Annotated in this window: 18 protein-coding genes; 10 read left to right on the forward strand and 8 right to left on the reverse strand. The window is 71.6% G+C overall.

The window, feature by feature from the left end; all coding sequences use genetic code 11:
- Window positions 1-25 precede the first annotated feature (25 nt).
- The 3 genes from AB0917_RS13860 (at window position 26) to AB0917_RS13870 (ending at window position 4158) form a co-directional block, all read left to right on the forward strand.
- Window positions 26-220: an antitoxin gene (locus tag AB0917_RS13860; protein ID WP_366819731.1), complete on the forward strand. Its 195-nt coding sequence runs from the start codon at window positions 26-28 to the stop codon at window positions 218-220.
- A gap of 220 nt (window positions 221-440) precedes the next feature.
- Window positions 441-2063: a sigma-70 family RNA polymerase sigma factor gene (locus tag AB0917_RS13865; RefSeq protein WP_366819732.1), complete on the forward strand. Its 1623-nt coding sequence runs from the start codon at window positions 441-443 to the stop codon at window positions 2061-2063.
- A gap of 355 nt (window positions 2064-2418) precedes the next feature.
- Window positions 2419-4158: an FUSC family protein gene (locus tag AB0917_RS13870; RefSeq protein WP_366819753.1), complete on the forward strand. Its 1740-nt coding sequence runs from the start codon at window positions 2419-2421 to the stop codon at window positions 4156-4158.
- 154 nt (window positions 4159-4312) lie between these two features.
- On the opposite strand, the gene AB0917_RS13875 is transcribed toward AB0917_RS13870, so the two are convergent.
- From AB0917_RS13875 to coxB, 3 genes are read right to left on the reverse strand one after another with little or no spacing between them, the layout of a single operon-like run.
- A complete protein-coding gene (locus AB0917_RS13875) occupies window positions 4313-4654 on the reverse strand; it encodes a hypothetical protein (RefSeq protein ID WP_366819733.1) in 342 nt (113 codons plus the stop codon).
- 44 nt (window positions 4655-4698) lie between these two features.
- Window positions 4699-6432, reverse strand: coding sequence for a cytochrome c oxidase subunit I (ctaD, locus tag AB0917_RS13880; protein WP_366819734.1), 1734 nt, complete (start codon window positions 6430-6432; stop codon window positions 4699-4701).
- A complete protein-coding gene (gene coxB, locus AB0917_RS13885) occupies window positions 6429-7397 on the reverse strand; it encodes a cytochrome c oxidase subunit II (RefSeq protein ID WP_366819735.1) in 969 nt (322 codons plus the stop codon). The genes ctaD and coxB overlap by 4 nt, the downstream gene beginning before the upstream one ends.
- A gap of 270 nt (window positions 7398-7667) precedes the next feature.
- Here coxB and AB0917_RS13890 point away from each other — a divergent pair, with 270 nt between their 5' ends.
- Window positions 7668-9050: an aminotransferase class V-fold PLP-dependent enzyme gene (locus AB0917_RS13890; protein ID WP_366819736.1), complete on the forward strand. Its 1383-nt coding sequence runs from the start codon at window positions 7668-7670 to the stop codon at window positions 9048-9050.
- Here AB0917_RS13890 and AB0917_RS13895 read toward each other — a convergent pair whose 3' ends face one another.
- Window positions 9051-10025 carry a carbohydrate kinase family protein gene (locus AB0917_RS13895; RefSeq protein WP_366819737.1) on the reverse strand — a complete coding sequence of 325 codons (975 nt, stop codon included), beginning with the start codon at window positions 10023-10025 and terminating at the stop codon, window positions 9051-9053.
- A gap of 156 nt (window positions 10026-10181) precedes the next feature.
- Between AB0917_RS13895 and AB0917_RS13900 the strand changes: the two genes are divergently transcribed.
- Window positions 10182-10379 carry a hypothetical protein gene (locus AB0917_RS13900; RefSeq protein WP_366819738.1) on the forward strand — a complete coding sequence of 66 codons (198 nt, stop codon included), beginning with the start codon at window positions 10182-10184 and terminating at the stop codon, window positions 10377-10379.
- Window positions 10380-10579: 200 nt separating this feature from the next.
- Complete coding sequence (locus AB0917_RS13905) at window positions 10580-12013, forward strand: hypothetical protein (protein ID WP_366819739.1); 1434 nt, start codon at window positions 10580-10582, stop codon at window positions 12011-12013.
- Between the two features lie 79 nt (window positions 12014-12092).
- On the opposite strand, the gene AB0917_RS13910 is transcribed toward AB0917_RS13905, so the two are convergent.
- Window positions 12093-12449 (reverse strand): iron-sulfur cluster assembly accessory protein, encoded by a 357-nt coding sequence (locus AB0917_RS13910; RefSeq protein ID WP_003969624.1) that lies wholly within the window; start codon window positions 12447-12449, stop codon window positions 12093-12095.
- Window positions 12450-12691: 242 nt separating this feature from the next.
- Here AB0917_RS13910 and nadA point away from each other — a divergent pair, with 242 nt between their 5' ends.
- Window positions 12692-13879: a quinolinate synthase NadA gene (gene nadA, locus AB0917_RS13915; RefSeq protein WP_366819740.1), complete on the forward strand. Its 1188-nt coding sequence runs from the start codon at window positions 12692-12694 to the stop codon at window positions 13877-13879.
- Window positions 13880-14163: 284 nt separating this feature from the next.
- Window positions 14164-16350 (forward strand): tetratricopeptide repeat protein, encoded by a 2187-nt coding sequence (locus tag AB0917_RS13920; protein WP_366819741.1) that lies wholly within the window; start codon window positions 14164-14166, stop codon window positions 16348-16350.
- Between the two features lie 48 nt (window positions 16351-16398).
- On the opposite strand, the gene AB0917_RS13925 is transcribed toward AB0917_RS13920, so the two are convergent.
- Window positions 16399-16698 (reverse strand): hypothetical protein, encoded by a 300-nt coding sequence (locus AB0917_RS13925; RefSeq protein WP_366819754.1) that lies wholly within the window; start codon window positions 16696-16698, stop codon window positions 16399-16401.
- A gap of 149 nt (window positions 16699-16847) precedes the next feature.
- On the opposite strand from AB0917_RS13925, the gene AB0917_RS13930 reads away from it, so the two are divergent.
- Together AB0917_RS13930 and AB0917_RS13935 are read left to right on the forward strand one after the other, a co-directional pair.
- Window positions 16848-17675: a helix-turn-helix transcriptional regulator gene (locus AB0917_RS13930; protein WP_366819742.1), complete on the forward strand. Its 828-nt coding sequence runs from the start codon at window positions 16848-16850 to the stop codon at window positions 17673-17675.
- Complete coding sequence (locus AB0917_RS13935; RefSeq protein WP_366819743.1) at window positions 17672-17866, forward strand: DUF397 domain-containing protein; 195 nt, start codon at window positions 17672-17674, stop codon at window positions 17864-17866. The genes AB0917_RS13930 and AB0917_RS13935 overlap by 4 nt, the downstream gene beginning before the upstream one ends.
- Window positions 17867-17936: 70 nt before the next feature.
- Here AB0917_RS13935 and AB0917_RS13940 read toward each other — a convergent pair whose 3' ends face one another.
- On the reverse strand, window positions 17937-21092 hold the full coding sequence (locus tag AB0917_RS13940) for an efflux RND transporter permease subunit (RefSeq protein WP_366819744.1): 3156 nt from the start codon (window positions 21090-21092) through the stop codon (window positions 17937-17939).
- A 226-nt stretch (window positions 21093-21318) separates the two neighbouring features.
- On the reverse strand, window positions 21319-21993 hold the full coding sequence (locus AB0917_RS13945) for a response regulator transcription factor (RefSeq protein WP_366819745.1): 675 nt from the start codon (window positions 21991-21993) through the stop codon (window positions 21319-21321).
- Between the last annotated feature and the right edge of the window lie 31 nt (window positions 21994-22024).

Consider the following 22024-nt stretch of genomic DNA (forward strand, 5'->3'; position numbering starts at 1 on the left):
GGCGCAGAGGCGAGGAGGATCAGGCATGTCCGCACTGGACAAGATCAAGAAGATGCTCAAGGGCCACGAGGACAAGGCGGGCAAGGGCATCGACAAGGCCGGAGACATGGTCGACGACCGGACCAAGGGCAAGTACAGCGGCCAGGTCGACTCCGCCCAGGACAAGCTCAGGCAGCAGTTCGGCACGGATCGCGGCCAGGACGGATCGCCGCGCTCCTGAACCGCCGCCGGTGACTTGCCGGCCCTGTCCGCACACCCGGTCCGTGCCGCGGGTCCCACCCGTGGCACGGACCGGGTGCGTTTCCGTGGGCCCGCCCGGGGCGAGCGGGGCCCCGGAAGATTTCCGGGATGGTCGTCGGATTCTTGTTATCGTCCGGCCCGCACCGCATCTCCCGAGTGTGGGAAGTGACAGCACCGGACCCCGGAAGAGTGAGCACAGCATGGGCAAGGATCACGGGACGGCCCTGGTCGCGGCGGCGCGGAAGGGCGACCAGGAGGCCAAGGACCGGCTCGTAGCGTCGTATCTGCCGTTGCTCTACAACGTCGTCGGCCGGGCGTTGAACGGGCACGCGGACGTGGACGACGTGGTGCAGGAGACGGTGCTGCGCATGCTGCGCAGCCTGCCCGAGCTCCGTGATCCGGAGAGATTCCGGTCCTGGCTGGTGGCGATAGCCATGAACGAGATACGCAGGCACTGGCGCGAGGGCCGGTCGGGGGCGGTGTCCGCCGACCGGCTGGACGACACGTTCGACCTGGCCGATCCGCGCGCCGACTTCGTCGAGCTGACCATTCTGCGGCTCGGGCTGACCGGACAGCGGCGCCAGGTGGCGGAGGCGACACGGTGGCTCGACGAGGACGACCGCGCGCTGTTGTCGCTGTGGTGGCTGGAGACGGCGGGGCAGCTCTCGCGTGCCGAGGTCGCGGCGGCCCTGGAACTCTCCCTCCAGCACACAGCCGTACGCGTCCAGCGGATGAAGGCTCAGCTGGAGGCGGCCCGGGTCGTGGTGGGCGCGCTGGCGGCCGACCCGCCGTGCGTGCTGCTGGAGGACATCCTCGCCGGCTGGGACGGGGTGCCGTCCGCCCTGTGGCGCAAGCGGCTGGCCCGCCACGCCCGCGAGTGCACCGTCTGCTCGGGCCACGGCTCGGGGCTCGTGCCCGCGGAGGGCCTGCTGGTCGGTCTCGCGCTGGTCCCGGTGGCCGGGGCGGCGGGCGGGGCGGTGGCCCCGGAGCTGCTGACCACGGCCGCGCACCTCACCGTCCCCTCCGCCGCCGGGGCCGGGCGGGCCGAGCGCAGGCGCGGTCAGGTACGGCGGCGGCGCCGCAACTCGGCCATCGCCGCCGTGGTCGCCGTCGCGGCGCTGGGTACGGGCGGCGCGGCCGTGCACCTCTACACCGACGGCGAGGACCGGGACGCGACGACCCTGAGCGCTGGGGTTCCGACCGAGAGTGCGGCCCTCCCCACGGCAGCCGCGTCCTCGCCCTCCCCCTCCCCCACGCCGACGACCCCTTCGCCGTCCCCCTCGGCCTCCTCCGCCTCCCCCTCGGCCAGTGCCTCGCCCTCCGCGAGCCCTTCGACCGAGCCCAAGCCCTCACCGACGAAGAGCGCACGGCCCCCCGCGCCGAGCACGGCCGCCCCGGCCCCCAAGCCCCCGCCGCCGCCCGCACCCGCGCCCGCGCCCCCGGCGTCGGAGAGCGGCCAGGTCCTCCAGATCGTCAACGCCGAGCGGGCGAAGGAGGGTTGCGCTCCGGTGACCTCCAACGACCTGCTGGCGACGGCGGCGCAGCGGCACTCCGCCGACATGGCGTCCCGGGACTACTTCTCGCACACCTCCCCGGACGGCACCGACCCGGGCGCCCGGATCACCGCGGCCGGATACCGGTGGAGCACCTACGGCGAGAACATCGCCAAGGGGCAGCGGACACCGGCCGATGTGATGCAGGCGTGGATGAACAGTCCGGGGCACCGGGCGAACATCCTGAACTGCTCCTTCAAGGAGATGGGCATAGGGAAGCAGGACTCCGGCGGGGGACCTGTGTGGACGCAGAAGTTCGGGGCCCGCTGAGCGATGGGCGTGATCCTCCAGGGGGACGCGGCGCCCTTCCGTAAGGACGCGGCGTCCCCTTATGAGGACGCGGCGCCCCTTGCTGAGGACGCGGCGCCCTTCTCCCGCACGTGGTGATCTTTCACGTGATGGAAATGCGGCGGAAGCGCCACCTCCACCTCGGTGGTCCAGACTGGCATCAGCGCCCAGGCCGATGGTGTCCCCCGGCGGATCCCCCTCCCCTGTGGACTGGAGCCCGGTGGTGTCACCCGTTTTCCCCTTCGCCGTCCGGCCGCTGCCGCTCTGGCTCGGCCACGTGCTGCGGACCCAGCGCGGCCCGGTCCACGGTGGTGCGGTGCTGCGCGGGGCGCTCGCCATGCTCCCGCTGCTCCTCGCGGTGCTCGCCGACCGGCCGACGGCAGGTGTTCCGGCGGCGCTGGGGGCGATGTTCGCCGGGATCAACGACCGGCCGGGCGGACGTCGTTCGTCCGTGTCCCGGGTGGGGGTCCCCGCGCTCGCGGGCGCTGCCGGACTGCTGATCGGCTCGCTCCTGCCGGCGGTCGGTCCGCCGGGGGCGGCGATGTTCGTGCTGCCGGTGCTGCTCGGTGCGCTGGGACTGCTGGCGGGGGCCCTCAGTTCGACGGGCCCGGTCGCTTCGGCCTGCGGTACGCAGTTGCTGGTCTCGGCCGTGATCGGGGCCGGGATGCCGCTGCCGGAGCCCGGCGGGGAGCGGGCGCTGCTGTTCCTGGCGGGGGCGGCATGGGCGCTGTTCCTGTTGCTGGTGGTGCCCTCGCGGCGGCCGACCGGCGGCGGCCCGTACCGCTACGACGGCGAGCGCGAGGCGGTCGCCGGGGTGTACACGGCGGTCGCCGGGCTGCTGCGCGCGGCGGGCGGTACGCGGGCGCCGGCCCGCCGGGCAGCGCTCACGGCCGCGCTCGACCGGGCGCAGGACGCGTTGTCCGGGCCCCGGCTGCGGCAGTACGCGAGTTCGGCGGCGGAGCGGCGGCTGCACGCCCGGTACGCGGCGGCACTGCCACTGGCCGAGGCGGCGACGGCGCTCGCCTGGGCCGGGGAGCCGTTGCCCGGCCGGGTCGCGGAGGGGCCGCTGCGCCTGGCCCACGCGGTGCGTACGGGCAGTGCCTGCGGGCCGCTGCCCGCGCCGGTGCGCTCCGGTGCGGGGCTCCGCGCGCTGGACGACGCCCTGCTGGCGGCCGCGGAGGCCTTCGACCGCCGGGCCGGGCAGGCGTTGCGGACCGCGCGCGGGCGGCCGGGGCTCCTCCCGCTGCTGCGCGGGGCCTTCGGTCCGGCGGGGCGTGAGTACGGGTTCCGGGTGGCTCTGTGCTGCGCGGTCAGTGCGGCGGTGGCGCTCGGCCTGGACCACGGGCACTGGTACTGGATGCCCGCGACGGCGGTCTTCCTGGTCAAGCCGGACCTGGGGCCGCTCGTCTCCCGCGTGCTGAGCCGGGCCGCGGGGACGGTCGTGGGCGCCGCCGTCTTCGCCGGGTTCTTCGCGCTGGTGGCCGGCCCGCTGCCCGCCGTCGCGGCCGTCGCCGTGTGCGGGGCGCTGATCCCCCTCGCCACCCGGCACTTCGCGGCCCAGACGGCGGTCGTCACGGTGCTCGTGCTCTCCCTCGTCGTGCTGTCGGGGGAGCCGCAAGCCGCGTGGGGCCGGGTCGTGGAGTCGTTGACGGCCTGCGCGATCGTGGTGCTGGTGGGGCATCTGCCGCTGCCCGGCCAGCGCGGCCACCGGGTGCGGGAGGCGGTGGACACGGCGGTGGCGGCGGCGCACCGGTATCTGCGGCACGTGCTCGCCCATCCTCAGGACGGTGCGGGACGGGAGGTGCTGCGCCGGGACGCCTACCGTTCGCTCGGGGTGGCGCGGGCCGCGCTGGATCTCTCGGCGGCCGAACTCCCGCCGGTCGCGGGGCGCACGGCCGGTTTCGAGGAGGTGGCCGGTGCTGTGGAGCGTCTCGTGGACACGACGACGGCCTGTGCGGTGCACCTCCACGACGGGGGCGCCGCGCTGCCACCGTCGCACGCCCAACGGATCCGGGAGCAGCTGGCCGCCCTTGAGGAGGCGCACCGGGCGTCCGCACGCCCCGGTGTGCTGGTGTGACGGCCCGTCGGGCGGGGGCCCTCGCCGGGGACGACGGGCGGCGCGGTCACGCGGGCCTCGCTGCCGATCCCGCCGGCCACCGTTCCGCGCCGTACGGAAGTGGCCGGAGCGGCCGTGACCCGGGCCGTCCGGGGCCGCGCCGGGTCACGGTGGCTCAGCGCAGGAGCAGTGTCAGTGACGTACCGATGCCGGTGACCGTGGACACCGCCATGACCGAGAGGGCGACGCAGCGGGCCCGGAGCCGTTCGTAGCGCGCGGTGTACTCCCCGCGCAGTTCGGCCGCCCGGTCGCGGACGCGGGTGAGCGACTCGCGGGAGACGGCGACCCGTTCGGTGAGATAGACGCGCTCCAGGTCCTCGCGCTGGGCGGTGGTGAGCCAGGGCAGCTGGTCGGTGAGGCGGCGTGCCTGCGCGCGCGCCCTCTCGATCTCGGCGTTCCACAGCAGGTAGCCCTCCAGCTGGGCCAGGCCGCGGGCGCTGTCCTTGTCGGGGTTCACGCCTCCTCCTCTCGTCGGGCTCTGCGGACCGGGACGGACCGCGCTCACTCCTGGCTGTCCCCCGGGGCCACGACTGCGGAGGCGTCCGGCCGGTTGGCGGCCTCGTCGATCGCCCGCAACGAAGGGTGGTGCAGGTCGAACGCCGGGGATTCGGAGCGGATCCGCGGCAGGGTGAGGAAGTTGTGCCGCGGGGGCGGGCAGGAGGTCGCCCACTCCAGCGAACGGCCGTAACCCCAGGGGTCGTCGACCTCGATCTTCTTGCCGTACTTGGCGGTCTTCCAGACGTTGTAGAAGAACGGCAGCATCGACAGGCCGAGCACGAAGGAGGCGATGGTCGAGACCGTGTTCAGCGCCGTGAATCCGTCGGCGGCGAGGTAGTCCGCGTAGCGACGCGGCATTCCCTCGGCACCGAGCCAGTGCTGCACCAGGAACGTGCCGTGGAAGCCCACGAACAGCGTCCAGAAGGTGATCTTCCCGAGCCGCTCGTCCAGCATCTTGCCGGTGAACTTCGGCCACCAGAAGTGGAACCCGGCGAACATCGCGAAGACCACGGTGCCGAAGACGACGTAGTGGAAGTGCGCGACGACGAAGTACGAGTCCGAGACGTGGAAGTCCATCGGGGGCGAGGCCAGGATGACGCCGGTCAGGCCACCGAACAGGAAGGTGATCAGGAAGCCGATGGACCAGAGCATCGGTGTCTCGAAGGACAACGACCCCTTCCACATCGTGCCGATCCAGTTGAAGAACTTCACACCTGTCGGCACCGCGATGAGGAACGTCATGAACGAGAAGAACGGCAACAGCACGCCGCCCGTCACGTACATGTGGTGCGCCCAGACCGTCACCGAGAGACCGGCGATGGCGATCGTCGCCGCGATCAGACCGATGTAGCCGAACATCGGCTTGCGGCTGAACACGGGGATGACCTCGGAAACGATGCCGAAGAACGGCAGGGCGATGATGTACACCTCTGGGTGTCCGAAGAACCAGAAGAGGTGTTGCCACAACAACGCGCCGCCGTTGGAAGCATCGAAGATATGTGCGCCGAATTTCCGATCCGCCTCCAGCGCGAAGAGCGCGGCGGCGAGAACGGGGAAGGCCAGCAGGACCAGGACACCGGTCAGCAGGACGTTCCAGGTGAAGATCGGCATGCGGAACATCGTCATGCCGGGTGCGCGCATGCAGATGATCGTGGTGATGAAGTTGACCGAGCCGAGGATCGTGCCGAAGCCGGAGAAGGCCAGACCCATGATCCACATGTCGGCGCCGATGCCCGGCGAACGGACCGTGTCGTTCAGCGGCGCGTAGGCGAACCACCCGAAGTCGGCGGCGCCCTGCGGGGTGAGGAAGCCGGCCACCGCGATGAGCGAGCCGAAGAGGTACAGCCAGTAGGCGAACATGTTCAGCCGCGGGAACGCCACGTCGGGCGCGCCGATCTGGAGCGGCATGATCCAGTTCGCGAATCCGGCGAACAGCGGCGTCGCGAACATCAGCAGCATGATCGTGCCGTGCATCGTGAACGCCTGGTTGAACTGCTCGTTCGACATGATCTGCGTGCCGGGACGGGCCAGCTCGGCGCGCATGAAGAGCGCCATGAGTCCGCCGATGCAGAAGAACGCGAACGACGTGACCAGGTAGAGCGTGCCGATCGTCTTGTGGTCAGTGGTGGTCAGCCACTTGACGACGACATTACCCGGCTGCTTGCGCCGAACCGGCAGCTCGTCCTCGTACGAGTCGTCTGCTGGAGCGGCACCCTGAGGTTCGTTGAGGATGCTCACAGTTGGTTCTTCTCCGCATTCCTGGCCGGGTCCGTCTGCTCGATGCCTGCCGGCATGTAGCCCGTCTGACCCTTCTCAGCCAGCTCCTTGAGGTGCTGCTGGTAACGCTCCGGGGAGACGACCTTGACGTTGAAGAGCATCCGGGAGTGGTCGACGCCGCAGAGCTCGGCGCACTTGCCCATGAAGGTGCCCTCCCGGTTGGGAGTGACCTCGAAGACGTTGGTGTGGCCCGGGATGACGTCCTGCTTCATGAGGAACGGCACCACCCAGAACGAGTGGATGACGTCACGTGACGTGAGGATGAAGCGGACCTTCTCCCCCTTCGGCAGCCACAGGGTCGGACCCGGGTTGCCGTTCTGGGGGTTACGGGTGCCGGGGATGCCCGCGTCGTAGACGCCGGTGGCGTCCTTCGGGAAGTCCTTCTGGAACTTGTCGGGGATGGCCGCGAGCTCCTTGGGGACCTCGTTGCCCGCTGCGGGCTGGCCTTCCACCTTCTCGATGTAGTTGAAGCCCCAGCTCCACTGGTAGCCGACCACGTTGACGGTGTGGGCCGGTTCGTCGGAGAGCTCGAGGAGCTTCGACTCATCACGCGCGGTGAAGTAGAAGAGCACCGAGACGATGATGAGGGGAACCACTGTGTACAACGCCTCGATGGGCATGTTGTACCTGGTCTGCGGAGGTACCTCCACCTTGGTCCGGCTACGCCGGTGGAAGAAGACGCTCCAGAGGATCAGCCCCCAGACAAGAACGCCCGTGACGAGCGCTGCCGCCCACGAGCCTTGCCAGAGGGAGAGGATCCGAGGGGCCTCTTCCGTTACCGGGGTGGGCATACCGAGGCGGGGAAAATTTTCCCAGTTGTATGAACAACCGGAGGCCGTCGCCAGGACCAGGCCCGCAGTCAGCACCTGCGGCAGCTTCCGCCGCATCGGGCGCCGCGACGAGCGGTCGGAGCCGTTGGGACTCACGTAGCGCCTTCCCGAGAGTCTCGCCCGCACGGTCGGCGCGCCCGTCTCTCTGGCCGGTCGCCGTCCCTGTCGCGGGCAGGGGTTTGGATGTTTATGCGGACCAAACCCTACTGGACGCTATTTGGGGTCGCGCGGGGAGGGTGCCCAACGCGCCGCCCGACTCCCCGAAGGGGTGGAATCCGGGCCTCCGGCGCCCAACTGACGCCCTCTCTCCCGGCCGGACCCGGCAGCCGCCGCCGGGGCGGGGCCGGGGCGGGCTAGCGTGGCGGCGTGCCCTACTTCGACGCCGCCTCCGCCGCCCCCCTGCACCCCGTCGCCCGCCAGGCGCTGCTTGCCGCGCTCGACGAGGGCTGGGCCGATCCCGCCCGTCTGTACCGCGAGGGGCGGCGCGCCCGGCTGCTGCTGGACGCCGCCCGGGAGGCCGCCGCGGAGGCGGTCGGGTGCCGCCCGGACGAGCTGGTCTTCACCTCTTCGGGGACGGGCGCGGTGCACGCGGGAATGGCCGGAGCTCTTTCGGGGCGTCGGCGTGTCGGCCGCCATCTGGCCCTCTCGGCGGTCGAGCACTCCTCGGTCCTCCATGCGGCGGCGGCCCACGAGGCGGCGGGCGGATCGTTCACCGAGGTGCCGGTGGAGCGGTCGGGGGCGGTGGACCCGGCGGCGTACGCCGCGGCGCTGCGCCCCGACACCGCGCTGGCCTGCCTCCAGTCGGCCAACCACGAGGTGGGCACCGAGCAGCCGGTGGAGCGGGTGGCCGGGCTCTGCGCCGAGGCGGGGGTGCCGCTGCTGGTGGACGCCGCCCAGTCGCTGGGGTGGGGGCCGGTGGCGGGCGGCTGGTCGCTGCTGACGGCGAGCGCGCACAAGTGGGGCGGGCCGGCCGGGGTGGGGCTGCTGGCGGTACGCAAGGGGGTGCGGTTCGCCCCGCAAGGCCCGGCCGGGGAGCGGGAGTCGGGCCGGGCTCCGGGGTTCGAGAACCTGCCGGCGATCGTGGCGGCGGCGGCCTCGCTGCGCGCGGTACGGGACGAGGCGGCGGCCGAGGCGGTGCGGCTGCGGGCGCTGGTCGGCCGGATCCGGTCGGTCGTGGCGGAGCGGGTGGCCGATGTGGAGGTGGTCGGCGATCCGGAGCGGCGGCTGCCGCATCTGGTCACCTTCTCCTGTCTCTATGTCGACGGGGAGACCCTGCTGCACGAGCTGGACCGGTATGAATTCTCCGTATCGTCCGGTTCGTCCTGCACGAGCAGCACGCTGGAGCCGAGCCATGTGCTCAAGGCGATGGGCGTGCTGTCGGAGGGGAACGTCCGGGTGTCGCTGCCGAGGGGGGCGGCGGAGGCGGACGTGGAGCGGTTCCTGGACGTGCTGCCCGGGGTCGTCGCGGAGGTACGGGAGCGGCTCGGCGCCCCGGTCTCCACGCCGCCCTCCCCCGCCCCGGCCGCGTCCCTGGTGGTCGACGCGCTCGGCCGGCGCTGCCCGATCCCGGTGATCGAGCTCGCAAAGGTGATCGGAGGGGTACCGGTGGGTGCCACGGTGACGGTGCTCGCCGACGACGAGGCGGCGCGGCTCGACATCCCCGCCTGGTGCGAGATGCGCGAGCAGGAGTACGTGGGCGAGGAGCCGGCGGACCGGGGCTCGGCCTATGTGGTCCGCCGGCTCAGCTGATCACGCCAGGTGCTGCCGGACGTCGGCGGCGGCCTCGTGGCCGTACGCCTTGGTGAAGCGGTCCATGAAGTGGGTGCGGTGCAGGGTGTACTCCTGGGTGCCGACCGTCTCGATGACCAGGGTGGCGAGCATGCAGCCGACCTGGGCCGCGCGCTCCAGGCCGACGCCCCAGGCGAGACCGGAGAGGAACCCGGCCCGGAAGGCGTCGCCGACGCCGGTCGGGTCGGCCTTGGCCTCCTCCTCGGGGCAGCCGACCTCGATGACCGGCTCGCCGACCCGCTCGATGCGGACACCGCGGGCGCCGAGGGTGGTGACCCGGTGGCCGACCTTGGCGAGGATCTCCTCGTCGCTCCAGCCGGTCTTGGACTCGATGAGCCCCTTCTCGTACTCGTTGGAGAAGAGGTACGTGGCGCCGTCCAGCAGGATGCGGATCTCCTCGCCGTCCATCCGCGCGATCTGCTGCGAGAAGTCCGCGGCGAACGGGATCCCCCGCGTGCGGCACTCCTCGGTGTGGCGGAGCATCGCCTCCGGGTCGTCCGCGCCGATCGAGACGAGGTCGAGGCCGCCGACGCGGTCGGCGACGCTCTTCAGCTCGATGAGGCGGGCCTCGCTCATCGCGCCCGTGTAGAAGGAGCCGATCTGGTTGTGGTCGGAGTCGGTGGTGCAGACGAAGCGCGCGGTGTGCAGGACCTCGGAGATCCGGACCGAGCCGGTCTCGACGCCGTGCCGGTCGAGCCAGGCGCGGTACTCGTCGAAGTCGGAGCCCGCGGCGCCCACGAGGATCGGCCGGGTGCCGAGCAGCCCCATGCCGAAGCAGATGTTGGCGGCGACACCACCCCGGCGCACATCGAGGTTGTCGACCAGGAAGGAGAGGGAGACCGTGTGCAGCTGATCCGCGACCAGCTGGTCGGCGAAGCGGCCGGGGAAGGTCATGAGGTGATCGGTGGCGATGGAGCCGGTGACTGCGATACGCACGGGGAGGCTTCTCCTGCGGAAGGCGAAGGGCCGAGGTGCGCCCTCCGGGACGGCGTGACAGTTCACGCTACCGGGTGATCTCTCCGGCCGGGAAAAGGGAAAACTACCCGATAGTAGGGCTTTCTACCTGAGCGTGACCGTGGTTACGGTGCGGATATGTCGAACCACACCGCATCGCGAGAGTCCGAAGTGAGCCTGGCCGAGCTGCGCGGGGACTGCGCTCGTATGGCTCCGCACTGGGCCGCACCTGTGAAGACCGTCGCCGCGCCGGTGGAGCCGTCCCTGATCCACGGGGTGACGGTGCCGCCCGCGTCGGCGCGGCTGATCGACGCGATGTCCGAGTACGGGGACTGAGAGCGGTCCGGGGCCCGAGGGCCGGCTCACCCACGGGTATGGCCGAGGCCGCCCGGGTTTTGGCGTGAACCGTACGGTGCCCGCACCCGGTCGGCCGCCGCACGGGAACCGCATCCTCCTCCGTTCCGTCCCACCGGTGTCCCCGCCCCGGGGGCACGCGGCAGTGAACGCGACGGCAACGCAGTCGAAGGAGCGATCCGGTGAGCACCGAGCGACCCGACAACGACGTGACCGGCCCCCGGCGGCGACGTCCGCCGCTCGCGGTGGCCTCGGTGGCGGCAGCAGTGCTGCTGGCCGGGGGCGGCGGGGCCTACTGGGCCTCCACCGCCTCCGGTGACGGCGGCACGGCTGACCGCCGCGGCGCCTCCGGCGACACGGCCCCCGTGCTGGCCCTGGACGCCGCCGAGGCGGCCCCGGCCACGCCCGGTGACTCCAGCGCCTCTCCCCCGGGCATCGCGCCGGGCGAACCGGACCCGGGCGGCCCGCCCGTGGTCTACCGGGCGGCGGGCCAGCTCCCCGACGGCCCGGACGAGGCGGCGGTCCACCGGGCCACCGGCACGGTCGCCCCGGCGGAGGTCGCCCGGCTGGCGAAGGCGCTCGGCATCCCGGGCACCCCGCGGACCGTGGACGCGTCCTGGGTGGTCGGCGACGAGGACGGGCCCGGCGCGCTCCTGAAGGTCACCAAGCAGGCCCCGGGCACCTGGACGTTCGCCCGCACCACGCCCGTCGAGCCCTGCGAGCAGGGGAAGATGTGCGCCAACCAGAGCCCGCCGCAGGCGGACGGCCAGCCGGTGAGCGAGAAGGCCGCGAAGGCCGCCGCCGCGCCGGTGCTGAAGGCCGTCGGCCAGGACGACGCGGCGCTGAACGCGGGCCAGCTCATGGGTGACGTACGGGTGGTGAACGCGGAGCCGAAGGTGGACGGGCTGCCCACGTACGGCTGGTCGACCGGGGTGCAGATCGGCCCGGACGGCACGGTGGCCGGGGGCAGCGGGCAGCTGAAGGCGCTGGAGAAGGGTGACACCTATCCGGTGATCGGGGCCGGCGCGGCGCTCGAGCAGCTCAACGAGGCGAGCAGGGCCAGGGGCGACGGGGGCCGGGACATCGGCGGCTGCGCCACTCCCGTACCGCTGGAGGGCGAGCCCAAGCCCTCGGACCCGCAGTGCGTGCCGTCCAACGGCAAGCGGGCGCCCGTCACGCAGACGGTCCAGGAGGCGGTGTTCGGGCTGGCCCTGAGCTACGTCGACGGGCGGCAGACCCTCGTGCCGTCCTGGCTCTTCCACGTCCGCCAGGCGCCGGGCGGGCCGGAGAGCACGGTCACGCAGATCGCGGTGGCGCCGGAGTTCGTCGAGAGGCCGGCCACGCCGACGCCGACGGGCGACCGGAAGACGACCTCGTACGCGGCGGACGGCCGGACCCTTGAGGTGACCTTCTGGGGCAGCGTGTGCGCCACGTACACGGCGAGCGCCGAGGAGAGCGCGGGTCAGGTGCGGATCTCCATCGCGGAGAAGCCGCAGAAGGAGGGCGCCTGCATCATGATCGCCAAGGAGCTGAAGCGGACGGTGACGCTGGACGAGCCGCTGGGCGACCGGACGGTGATCGACGCGGCGAGCGGGACGACGGTGCCGCGCAGCTGAGACGGGCGGCAGCACAGATGTACGACGGCGGCCCCGGGGTGATCCCGGGGCCGCCGTCGTACGTCTGTGCTCGCAGCTTCTAGCTGAACGAGTCGCCGCAGGCGCAGGAGCCGGTGGCGTTCGGGTTGTCGATCGTGAAGCCCTGCTTCTCGATGGTGTCGACGAAGTCGATGGAGGCGCCGCCCAGGTACGGGGCGCTCATGCGGTCGGTGACGACCTTGACGCCGTCGAAGTCCTTGACGACGTCCCCGTCGAGCGAACGCTCGTCGAAGAAGAGCTGATAGCGCAGGCCCGAGCAACCGCCGGGCTGGACGGCGACACGCAGCGCCAGGTCCTCGCGGCCTTCCTGCTCCAGCAGGCCCTTGACCTTGGCTGCGGCGGCGTCGGACAGGAGGATGCCGTCGCTCACGGTGGTGGTCTCGTCCGATACGGACATCTGCTTCTCTCCCGGGTTGTACGGACTGCTTGCCGACGGTTCAACCGCCTGCGCCGCGGATTCATTCCGGGCCAAGCGCTTGTCTGTTCCTTTTCATGCTCGCACACCCGGTCGCCCGGGGGATGCGTCACATCGACGCTATCGGCATCGTCAAAGTGACACGAAGGAGCTATGATAGATAGCGTCAAATAGACGAAAAGGCGCGTTCGCCGAAGCGCAGAGCAGAACGCAGAGAAGAAAGGGTGCGTGACGTGACCACGGCCCAGCCCCTGGACGTACAGCCGACACCCCTCGCGCTGCTGCTGCTCGGCCGCGAGGCCGATCCGAGGAGCGAGCGCGGCGTCGAGTGCCCCGGTGACCTGCCCTCCCCCTCCGACCCGGACCTGGTCGCACGCGCCCGTGCGGCGAAGGAGAAGCTCGGGGACAAGGTCTTCGTCCTCGGCCACCACTACCAGCGCGACGAGGTCATCCAGTTCGCGGACGTCACCGGCGACTCGTTCAAGCTCGCCCGTGACGCGGCCGCGCGCCCGGAGGCGGAGTACATCGTCTTCTGCGGCGTCCACTTCATGGCCGAGTCCGCGGACATCCTGACCACGAACGACCAGGCGGTCGTGCTGCCGGACCTGGCGGCGGGCTGCTCGATGGCCGACATGGCCACCGCTGAGCAGGTCGCCGAGTGCTGGGACGTCCTGACGGAGGCCGGGGTCGCCGACCAGGTGGTGCCCGTCTCGTACATGAACTCCTCCGCCGACATCAAGGCCTTCACCGGCAGGCACGGCGGCACGATCTGCACCTCCTCCAACGCGAAGCGGGCCCTGGAGTGGGCCTTCGAGCAGGGCGAGAAGGTCCTCTTCCTCCCCGACCAGCACCTGGGCCGCAACACGGCCGTGCGGGACATGGGGATGAGCCTGGACGACTGCGTCCTGTACAACCCGCACAAGCCGAACGGCGGTCTCACCGCCGAGCAGCTGCGGAACGCGAAGATGATCCTGTGGCGCGGCCACTGCTCGGTCCACGGCCGCTTCTCGGTCGAGTCGGTCGAGGACGTACGGGCCCGTATCCCCGGGGTCAACGTGCTGGTGCACCCGGAGTGCAAGCACGAGGTCGTGGCGGCAGCGGACTACGTGGGCTCGACGGAGTACATCATCAAGGCCCTGGAGGCGGCCCCGGCCGGCTCGAAGTGGGCCATCGGCACGGAGCTGAACCTGGTCCGCCGCCTGGCGAACCGTTTCGCCTCGGAGGACAAGGAGATCGTCTTCCTCGACAAGACGGTCTGCTTCTGCTCGACCATGAACCGCATCGACCTGCCGCACCTGGTCTGGACGCTGGAGTCGCTGGCCGAGGGCAAGCTGGTCAACCGGATCGAGGTCGACCCGGAGACGGAGAAGTACGCGAAGCTCGCGCTGGAGCGGATGCTGGCGCTGCCGTAGCGGGAGCCGTCGTCCGCCGGGAAGCCCCGGTATGCCGCAGGCCGGCATACCGGGGCTTTCCGCTGCTGGCGGGCTTTCCGCTGCTGGCGGGCTTTCCGCTGCTGGCGGGCTTTCCGCCGCCGAAAGGCTCCCCCTCCCGGCGGGCTCCCCCTCCCGGCGGGCTGAATCTTCCCCATACGGCACCCGCCCCCTCCTCCCCGTAACTACGCTGCTACTCACCGCAGCGGCCATTCACGCGCGCGGGACAGCTGACCGGAACGTACGGCGAGGACAGTGGGGCGGGCATGAGTTACGAGGACCGTGGGACGGGTGCGGGCGATGAGGCGCGGGGGACGGGGGTAGGGGCCGCGGCCGACCTGGGTGGCCTGCCGCGGGCGGAGGAGGAGGTACGGAGCCGGCGGAGCGCCGCCGAACGCGACCCCGCCACCGGCCTGCCCGCCCTGGCCGCCGCCCTGAGCCACCTCTCCGCCCTCCGTGCCGGGGCCGGGGACCGGAAAGGGGCCCTGGCCCCGGCGAAGGAGGCCGCGCGGATCTACGCCGAGCTGGGCATGAAGCGCCCCGGGGACTTCCAGGCGGAGCTGGCCCAGGCCATGGGGGCCCTGGGCGACCGGATCGCCGACACCGGTGACCGGGCCACCGCCGTACCGTTCGCGAAGCAGTCCGTACGGCTCCAGCGCGAGCTGGTCGAGGAGGAGCAGCCGGGCGCCTCCGTCCCGGCGCTCGCGGAGTACCTGCTGGGCTACGCCGGGCATCTGGCGGGCTCCGGGGAGACCGTGGAGGCCGTGCCCCACGCGGAGGAGGCGGTCACGCTCCTCCGGCACCTGGCCGAGGAGGACCCGGAGGCCTTCCTCCCCCGGCTCGGCGCCGCGCTCCACGCCCTCGGCACCCGGCGCGCGGTGGTGAGCGACACCCCCGGGGCGCTGGAGGCGACCCAGGAGGCACGCGACCTCTTCCACGGCCTGGCCGCGCGGCGACCCGCCGCCTTCCGCCCGGAACTGGCCGCGACCCTCGCCGACCTGGCCGGCCACCTCGCCAAGGCCGCGGACCCCCAGGCGGCCCTCCGGACGGCGCGGGAGGCCGTCGCCCTCCACCGCGAGCTGGCGGCCGAGGACCCCGAGGAGTTCCGTCCGGGCCTCGCCGCCGCCCTGCGCACCCTCGCCCGGAGCCTGGCCGGGACCGGCGGCCCGGAGGAGGCCCTGCCCCCGGCGCGGGAGGCCGTCGAACTGCTCCGCGAACAGGGCGACGCCTTCCTGCCCGATCTGGCCCGCTCCCTCCAGGTGCTCGGCACCCACCTGGAGCTGAACGGCGATGCCCAGGAGGCGGTGGAGGCGTTCTGGGAAGCGGTGGCCCTCCACCGGTCCCTGGCCCTGGAGACACCCGGCACCTCCGCCGCCTCCCTGGTCTCCGCGCTCGACGACCTGACCCGGGCTCTCGCCCGTACCGGCGAGCACGCGGCGGCGATCGAGGAGTACGAGGAGACCGTCAAGGAGTTCACCGCGGCCGACCCGGCGACCGCCCGGCGCCTGGGCGTGGAGCGGAGCACCTTCCTGCTGCGCTGCCCCGCGCCCTGGCCCACGACCGGGGTGGCCGAGCTGGTGACGTGGCTGGACGAGGACGGGGAGGCGGTCGGGAGCCCGGACACCGTGACCGTACGGGCCCGGCAGGCGCTGCGTTCGTACGGTGACGCCGCGGCGGTCCACACCGCGTGGGAGGACGAGACCTTCACGCCCGTACCGGACTGGCTCGCCCTGCCGCAGGAGACCCTGGACACCGTCAGCGCGTGGATGTTCACGCCGAACTGGCCCCGCTCGCGCGACTTCTGGTCCGGGAACGCGGAGGTGCTGGGCAGCGAGGAGGCGGCGACGGCCCTGGACGAGCTGGCGATCCTGGACCCGCACGGCGCACAACGCCACGCCACGCTCCGCGACGCCGTACTCGTCCACGGGGTGACCGCCGCCTACGACCCGCTGATCCTGTCGGACCAGCTGGCGGAGTGGCTGGAGTGCGCGGACTGGGCGGAGTCACGCGCCTACCTGGAGGAGCACCCGCGCCTGCTGACCGTGGAGCCGCCCGAGGACACCCCGCTGGCCCACGTGGCCATGCTCGACATCGGCCGCGCCGAGGGGCTGGACGCCGCGTACCGTCTGGTGGAGGACCGCGAGGCCCTCCAGGCCTACGTGGACCGGTCGTTGGAGGCCGGCGACGGCACGGCGCTGATGCACGGGGGCGGCATCGAGGGCCAGGTCTTCCGCGACCGGCTCTCCTCGCTCACCCACGCCCAGGTGGCCCTGGTGCTCTCGGGCGAGACCAAGGGCTTCGACCCGGACGACCTGGCCGCACTCCGCCACAAGGCCGACGAGGAGACCCGCGCCCGCCTGGTGAGGGAGACCGTCGCCCTGAGCCTCCGCCACCCCGAACCGCACGGGGAGACCTGGCACCGGATCATCCAGGCCCTCGGCGGAAACGCCTGAGGCCGACCGGCCCGAGGCGGGAACGCCTGAGGCCGACCGGCCCGCCCGTCATCCGGCACTCTCCAGCCGCCCGCCCCGGCTCGCCGCGATCCGCAGGGTGTCCCCCAGCGACTCGGCGAGCCGGGTTCCCGCGAACCGCAACTCCTGCTCCCCCACCACGGAATCGGCCAGCAACTCCCGCGCCTCGGCCAGCACTTCCTCGGCCGAGGCGATCATCGCGTCCTCCAGCTCGTCGGCCATCCGGGAGACACGGCTGTCGGGGTCCGTCGTGCTGAGCCAGCACGGCGCCCCGAAGTCGTTGGTCCACGGGAGCAGTCGCATGGCCCGGCCCTTGCCGTCGAACATCATCTCGGTCGCTACCTCCGGTGAAGGCCCTCTGGTGCGCCGCACGAGAAGGCGGTTACGGTGTGTGCCGCAATCGTCGCCCTGGGGAACCTCTCCCCAACAGGGCGCCGCTGTCCCGGCCTTGGGAACGGGACACACGAAAGGCACGCACCGTGACGTTCAAGCCCCAGCCCCTCACCCCGTATCTCTCCGCCCGCCACTACTTCGGCTCCGAACAACGCCGCCACCGCGAGCAGGCAGGCCTCTCCCTCAATCAGCTCGCGGGCATCGTCAACTCCAGCAAGAGCACGCTGGGCCGCATCGAGACGGCCGAGCTGATGCCGCCGCCGGACATCCCCGACCGGCTGGACATCGCCTTCGGGACCGGCAAGCACTTCCATGGGCTGTACGAACTGGCCCGGCGCGAGATCCATCCGGACCAGTACAAGCGGTACATGGACTTCGAGTTCCGGGCCGAGGTGATAGAGCAGTACGGGGCGCAGGCGCTGCCGGGGTTGTTGCAGACGGAGGAGTACGCACGGGAGTTGCTGCGCTGCCAGGAGGAGCTGAGCCCCGAGCAGGTCGAGGAACGCGTCACCGCACGGATGTCCCGCCAGGGGCGGCTGCGGTCGGAGAACCCACCGTTCCGCTGGGCGATCATCGATGAGGCGGTGCTGCGGCGGCAGGTCGGTAGCCCGGACTGTATGCGTGAGCAACTGGCTTCGCTGTTGGAGCAGGTGGACACGCCGAACAGTAAGGTTCAGGTGATGCCGTTCAGTGCGGGACCGCACTCGCTGCTGGGTGGCGCGCTGACTCTGCTGACCCTGCCGGATGGCACTTCGGTGGCGTACGAGGAGGGCATCCAGGCCGGTCATCTCTACGAGGACCCGGTCGCGGTGAAGAAGTGGCGGCGGCAGTACGACGTACTGCGGGCCAACTCCCTCACGCTGGACGGGTCGGCGGAACGGATTCGTACCGCGATGGAGGGCTACCGACCATGACCCACTCCCCCGAGCTGAGCACCGCCCACTGGCGCAGCAGCAGCTACAGCAACACCAACGGCGGCGAATGCGTGGAGGTCAGCGACGGCTTCCCCGGGCTCGTCCCCGTACGCGACAGCAAAAACCCCACCGGACCCGCACTCGTCATCCAGGCACCCGCCTGGGACGCGTTCGTCACCTCTCTCAAGTAGGCGGAATACCCAAGGGGCCTGTCCCACGCACCCGCGTGGGACAGGCCCCTGTGTCGTACGGCCGGACCGGCTACACGCCCGAGGGCTGTGCCTCCTTCGTCTCCTCCGGCTCCGGCTGCGCCGGGACGCCCGCCTTGGCCGCGCGCTTGGCGGCCTTCTTCTTCGCGCGGCGCTCCTTGCGGAGTTCGACGATCGCGTACAGCGTCGGGACCAGCAGCAGCGTCAGCAGCGTGGAGCTGATGAGGCCGCCGATCACCACCACGCCCAGCGGCTGCGAGATGAAGCCGCCGTCGCCGGTGACGCCGAGGGCCATCGGGAGCAGGGCGAAGATGGTCGCCAGGGCCGTCATCAGGATCGGGCGGAAGCGGTGGCGGCCGCCCTCGATGACGGCTTCGACGATGCCGAGGCCTCGGTCGCGGTACTGGTTGATCAGGTCGATCAGCACGATCGCGTTGGTGACCACGATGCCGATGAGCATCAGCAGGCCGATCATCGCGGGGACGCCCAGCGGGGTGCCCGTGATGAGCAGCAGGCCGATGGCGCCGGTCGCCGCGAACGGGACCGAGACCAGCAGGATCAGCGGCTGGATGAGCGACCGGAAGGTGGCCACCAGCAGCATGAAGACGATCGCGATGGCCGCCAGCATGGCGAGGCCGAGCTTCATGAAGGCGTCGTTCTGGTCCTCGGTGACGCCGCCGATGGTGGCGGTGGCGCCCTCGGGGAGGTCCAGCGCGTCGATCTTCGAGGCGAGGGTGGTGCCGATCGCGCCGGTGTTGTCGCCGACGGGCTTGGCCTTGATGGTCGCCGCCCGCTGGCCGTCGATGCGGGTCATCGAGACCGGGCCGGGGACCAGTTCGACCGTGGCGATGTCGCCGAGCTTGACCGGGCCGAGCGGCAGGGCCTTCAGTTCGGCCATGGTGGCCGTCGGGCGGGCGGACCTGATGACGATGTCGCGCTCGGTGTCGTCCAGCGTCGCGGTGCCGGCCGGGGTGCCGCGTACGGCTCCGGCGACGATCCCGCCGAGGGTGGAGGAGTCGAATCCGGCGGCGGCCGCCTTGTCGTTCGGCGTGACCGAGATGCGCGGGACGCTCTGTGCCAGGTCGCTCTGGACGTCGGTGACGTCCTTGATGGTGGCGACCTCGGTACGGACCGCCTCGGCGGCCTTCTTCAGGACGTCGCCGTCGGACGCCTTGACCACGACGCTCAGGTCCTGGGCGCCGAAGCCGTCGCCCGCGGTGATGGTGGTGTCCCCGATGGCGTCCAGCTTGCCGAGGGCCTCCGCGATACGGTCCTGGGCGTCCTCGTAGTCCGCCGCGTCCTTCAGGGTGACCTGGTACGAGGCCTGGTTGGCGCCCGTCCCGCCGCCGAAGGCCGCCATGAAGCCGGACGAGCCGACGGTGACCTGGTAGTCCTTGACGCCCTTGTCCTCGGTGAGGACCTTCTCGACCTTGCGGGCCGCCTCGTCGGCGGCCTGGAGGCTGGTGCCGGGGGCCAGTTCCTGCTTGACGGTGAGGACTTCCTGCTCGCCCGCGTCGAAGAAGTTGGTCTTGAGCAGGGGCACCATGCCGAAGGTGCCCAGCAGCACCGCGGCGGCGATCACCAGGCTGGTCACCCGGCGGCGGGTGGCGAAGCGCAGGATGGGGACGTACAGGCGCTGGAGCTTGCTGGCCTCCTCCTTCTCCTCGGCGATGCGGCGGGCCTCCGCCGCGTCCTCGGGGGTGCCCTTGGGGGCGCGCAGGAACCAGTACGACAGGACCGGCACCACCGTGAGCGAGACCAGCAGCGAGGCCAGGAGGGCCGCGGTGACGGTCAGCGAGAACGAGCCGAAGAGCTGGCCGACCATGCCGCCGACGAGGCCGATGGGCAGGAACACGGCGACGGTGGTGAGGGTGGCGGAGGTGACCGCTCCGGCCACCTCCTTGACCGCGGTGATGATCGCCGCGTGGCGCTCCTCGCCGTAGCCGAGGTGCCGCTTGATGTTCTCCAGGACGACGATCGAGTCGTCGACGACCCGGCCGATCGCGATGGTCAGCGCGCCGAGGGTGAGCATGTTCAGCGACAGGTCGCGGGTCCAGAGCACGATGAGCGCGAGGACGACCGAGAGCGGGATGGAGACGGCGGTGACCAGCGTCGAGCGGATCGAGCCGAGGAAGACCAGGATCACCAGGACCGCGAAGACCAGGCCGAGCGCGCCCTCGGTGGTGAGACCGGAGATCGACTTGGAGACGGCCGGGCCCTGGTCGGAGACGACGGTCAGCTCGGCGCCGGCGCCGAGGTCCTTACGGAGGTCGGGGAGCTTGTCCATCACGGCGTCCGAGATGGCGACGGCGCTGCCGTCCTTGTCCATCGTGGCCATCACGGCGAGGCTGGGACGGCCGTTGGTACGGGTGATGGAGACCGCGGTGGACGGCTCCTGCTTCACCTCCGCCACGTCACCGACCCGCACCGGCTTGCCCGGCCCGTCCGAGGCGCCCGCCGGGCCCGTGGCGACGACCTGGAGGTCCTCGATCTGCTTCAGCGAGGTGTAGCCGCCGCCGACCTGGATGGTGCGGCTCTTGCCGGCCTCGGAGAACGAACCGGCCGGCAGCGTGGCGCCGCCCGCCTGGAGCGCCTGGGCGAGCGAGCCCGCGTTCAGGCCGGCCGCGGCGAGCTTCCTGTCGTCGGGGACGACGGAGACCTGGAGCTCCTGCACCCCGTCCACCATGACCTGGCCGACGCCGTCGATGCCCTGGAGGGCGGGGACGACCGTGCGGTCCAGCTGGGCGGCGAGCGCCTGCTGGTCCTTGTCGGAGGTGACGGCGAGGACCACGGTCGGGATGTCGTCCGTGGAGCCGGCGATGACCTGCGGGTCGACGGTCGCGGGCAGCTGGGCGCGGGCCCGGTTCACCGCCTGCTGGATGTCCGCGACGAGCTGCTTGGTGCCGTCGCTGCCGAAGTCGAAGGTCGCCATGATGAGGGCGTTGCCCTCACTGGCGGTGGAGGTTATGCCCTCGACGCCGTCGACGGCCTTGAGGGAGTTCTCCAGCGGCTCGACGACCTGTTTCTCCACCACATCGGGGGACGCACCCGGGTAGGGGGCCAGCACCGAGACCATCGGGAGTTCGATGGTGGGCAGCAGCTGTTGCTTGAGCTGCGGGATCGCAATCGCGCCGAAGACGAGCGCGACGATCGAGATCAGCCCGATCAGGGCCCGCTGCGCGAGGCTGAATCTGGACAGCCAGGACATGGGTGGGTCTCTCTTCTGTGGCGTGCGAGACGGAAGGGCGGAACGCGAAAGCAAGGGTCGAAAGCAGGGATCGAAAACAGGGGTACAACGGGGACACATCCCGCCCGCTTATACGATCTCCGACCCGCATCGCCCGGACGTCGGTCCCCGGGTTGCTTTCTTACGCCGCGCATACCGCAGGTGGAGTACGCCGTTTCTCCACCCTTCGCGTCCTGCGACCGCCCCGTCACTCCCCCCGTGGGCGTACCAGGCCCGATTCGTACGCGATGACCACCAATTGGGCCCGGTCCCGGGCCGCCACCTTCGCCATCGCCCGGTTCACATGGGTCTTGACGGTGAGCGGGCTGACCGCCAGCCGCTCGGCGATCTGGTCGTTGGAGTGGCCGCCCGCCACCAGGACGAGCACCTCCCGCTCGCGCACGGTGAGCGCGGCCAGCCTCTCCCCGTACTCCGCGCTGTCCGGCTCCTCCCCCGAACTGCCGCCCTGGGCCAGGAAGGTGGCGATGAGCCCCTTGGTCGCCGCCGGGGAGAGCAGCGCCTCGCCCCCCGCGGCGATCCGGATCGCGTTGAGCAGCTCCTCCGGCTCGGCGCCCTTGCCGAGGAAGCCGGAGGCTCCGGCGCGCAGGGACTGGACCACGTACTCGTCGACCTCGAAGGTGGTGAGCATGACCACCCGCACCGCGGCCAGTTCCGGGTCGGCGCTGATCATGCGGGTGGCGGCGAGTCCGTCCGTGCCCGGCATCCGGATGTCCATGAGCACCACGTCGGCGCCGGTCGTCCGGGCCAGCTCGACCGCCTGCGCCCCGTCGGCCGCCTCGCCGACGACCTCCATGTCGGGTTCGGAGTCAACCAGCACGCGGAACGCGCTGCGCAGCAGCGCCTGGTCGTCGGCGAGCAGCACCTTGATCGGTGCCTCAACAGGTGCCGGCTGC

Source organism: Streptomyces sp. NPDC007346 (assembly GCF_040703535.1).
In the GTDB taxonomy this organism is placed as follows: Bacteria; Actinomycetota; Actinomycetes; order Streptomycetales; family Streptomycetaceae; genus Streptomyces.

Bases quoted from the DNA above. Each gene is read 5' to 3' on its own strand.
- AB0917_RS13860 (WP_366819731.1), top strand. From the start codon at position 26: ATGTCCGCACTGGACAAGATCAAGAAGATGCTCAAGGGCCACGAGGAC.
- AB0917_RS13865 (WP_366819732.1), top strand. From the start codon at position 441: ATGGGCAAGGATCACGGGACGGCCCTGGTCGCGGCGGCGCGGAAGGGC.
- AB0917_RS13870 (WP_366819753.1), top strand. From the start codon at position 2,419: ATGCTCCCGCTGCTCCTCGCGGTGCTCGCCGACCGGCCGACGGCAGGT.
- AB0917_RS13900 (WP_366819738.1), top strand. From the start codon at position 10,182: ATGTCGAACCACACCGCATCGCGAGAGTCCGAAGTGAGCCTGGCCGAG.
- AB0917_RS13910 (WP_003969624.1), bottom strand. From the start codon at position 12,449: ATGTCCGTATCGGACGAGACCACCACCGTGAGCGACGGCATCCTCCTG.
- AB0917_RS13920 (WP_366819741.1), top strand. From the start codon at position 14,164: ATGAGTTACGAGGACCGTGGGACGGGTGCGGGCGATGAGGCGCGGGGG.
- AB0917_RS13925 (WP_366819754.1), bottom strand. From the start codon at position 16,698: ATGATGTTCGACGGCAAGGGCCGGGCCATGCGACTGCTCCCGTGGACC.
- AB0917_RS13935 (WP_366819743.1), top strand. From the start codon at position 17,672: ATGACCCACTCCCCCGAGCTGAGCACCGCCCACTGGCGCAGCAGCAGC.
- AB0917_RS13940 (WP_366819744.1), bottom strand. From the start codon at position 21,092: ATGTCCTGGCTGTCCAGATTCAGCCTCGCGCAGCGGGCCCTGATCGGG.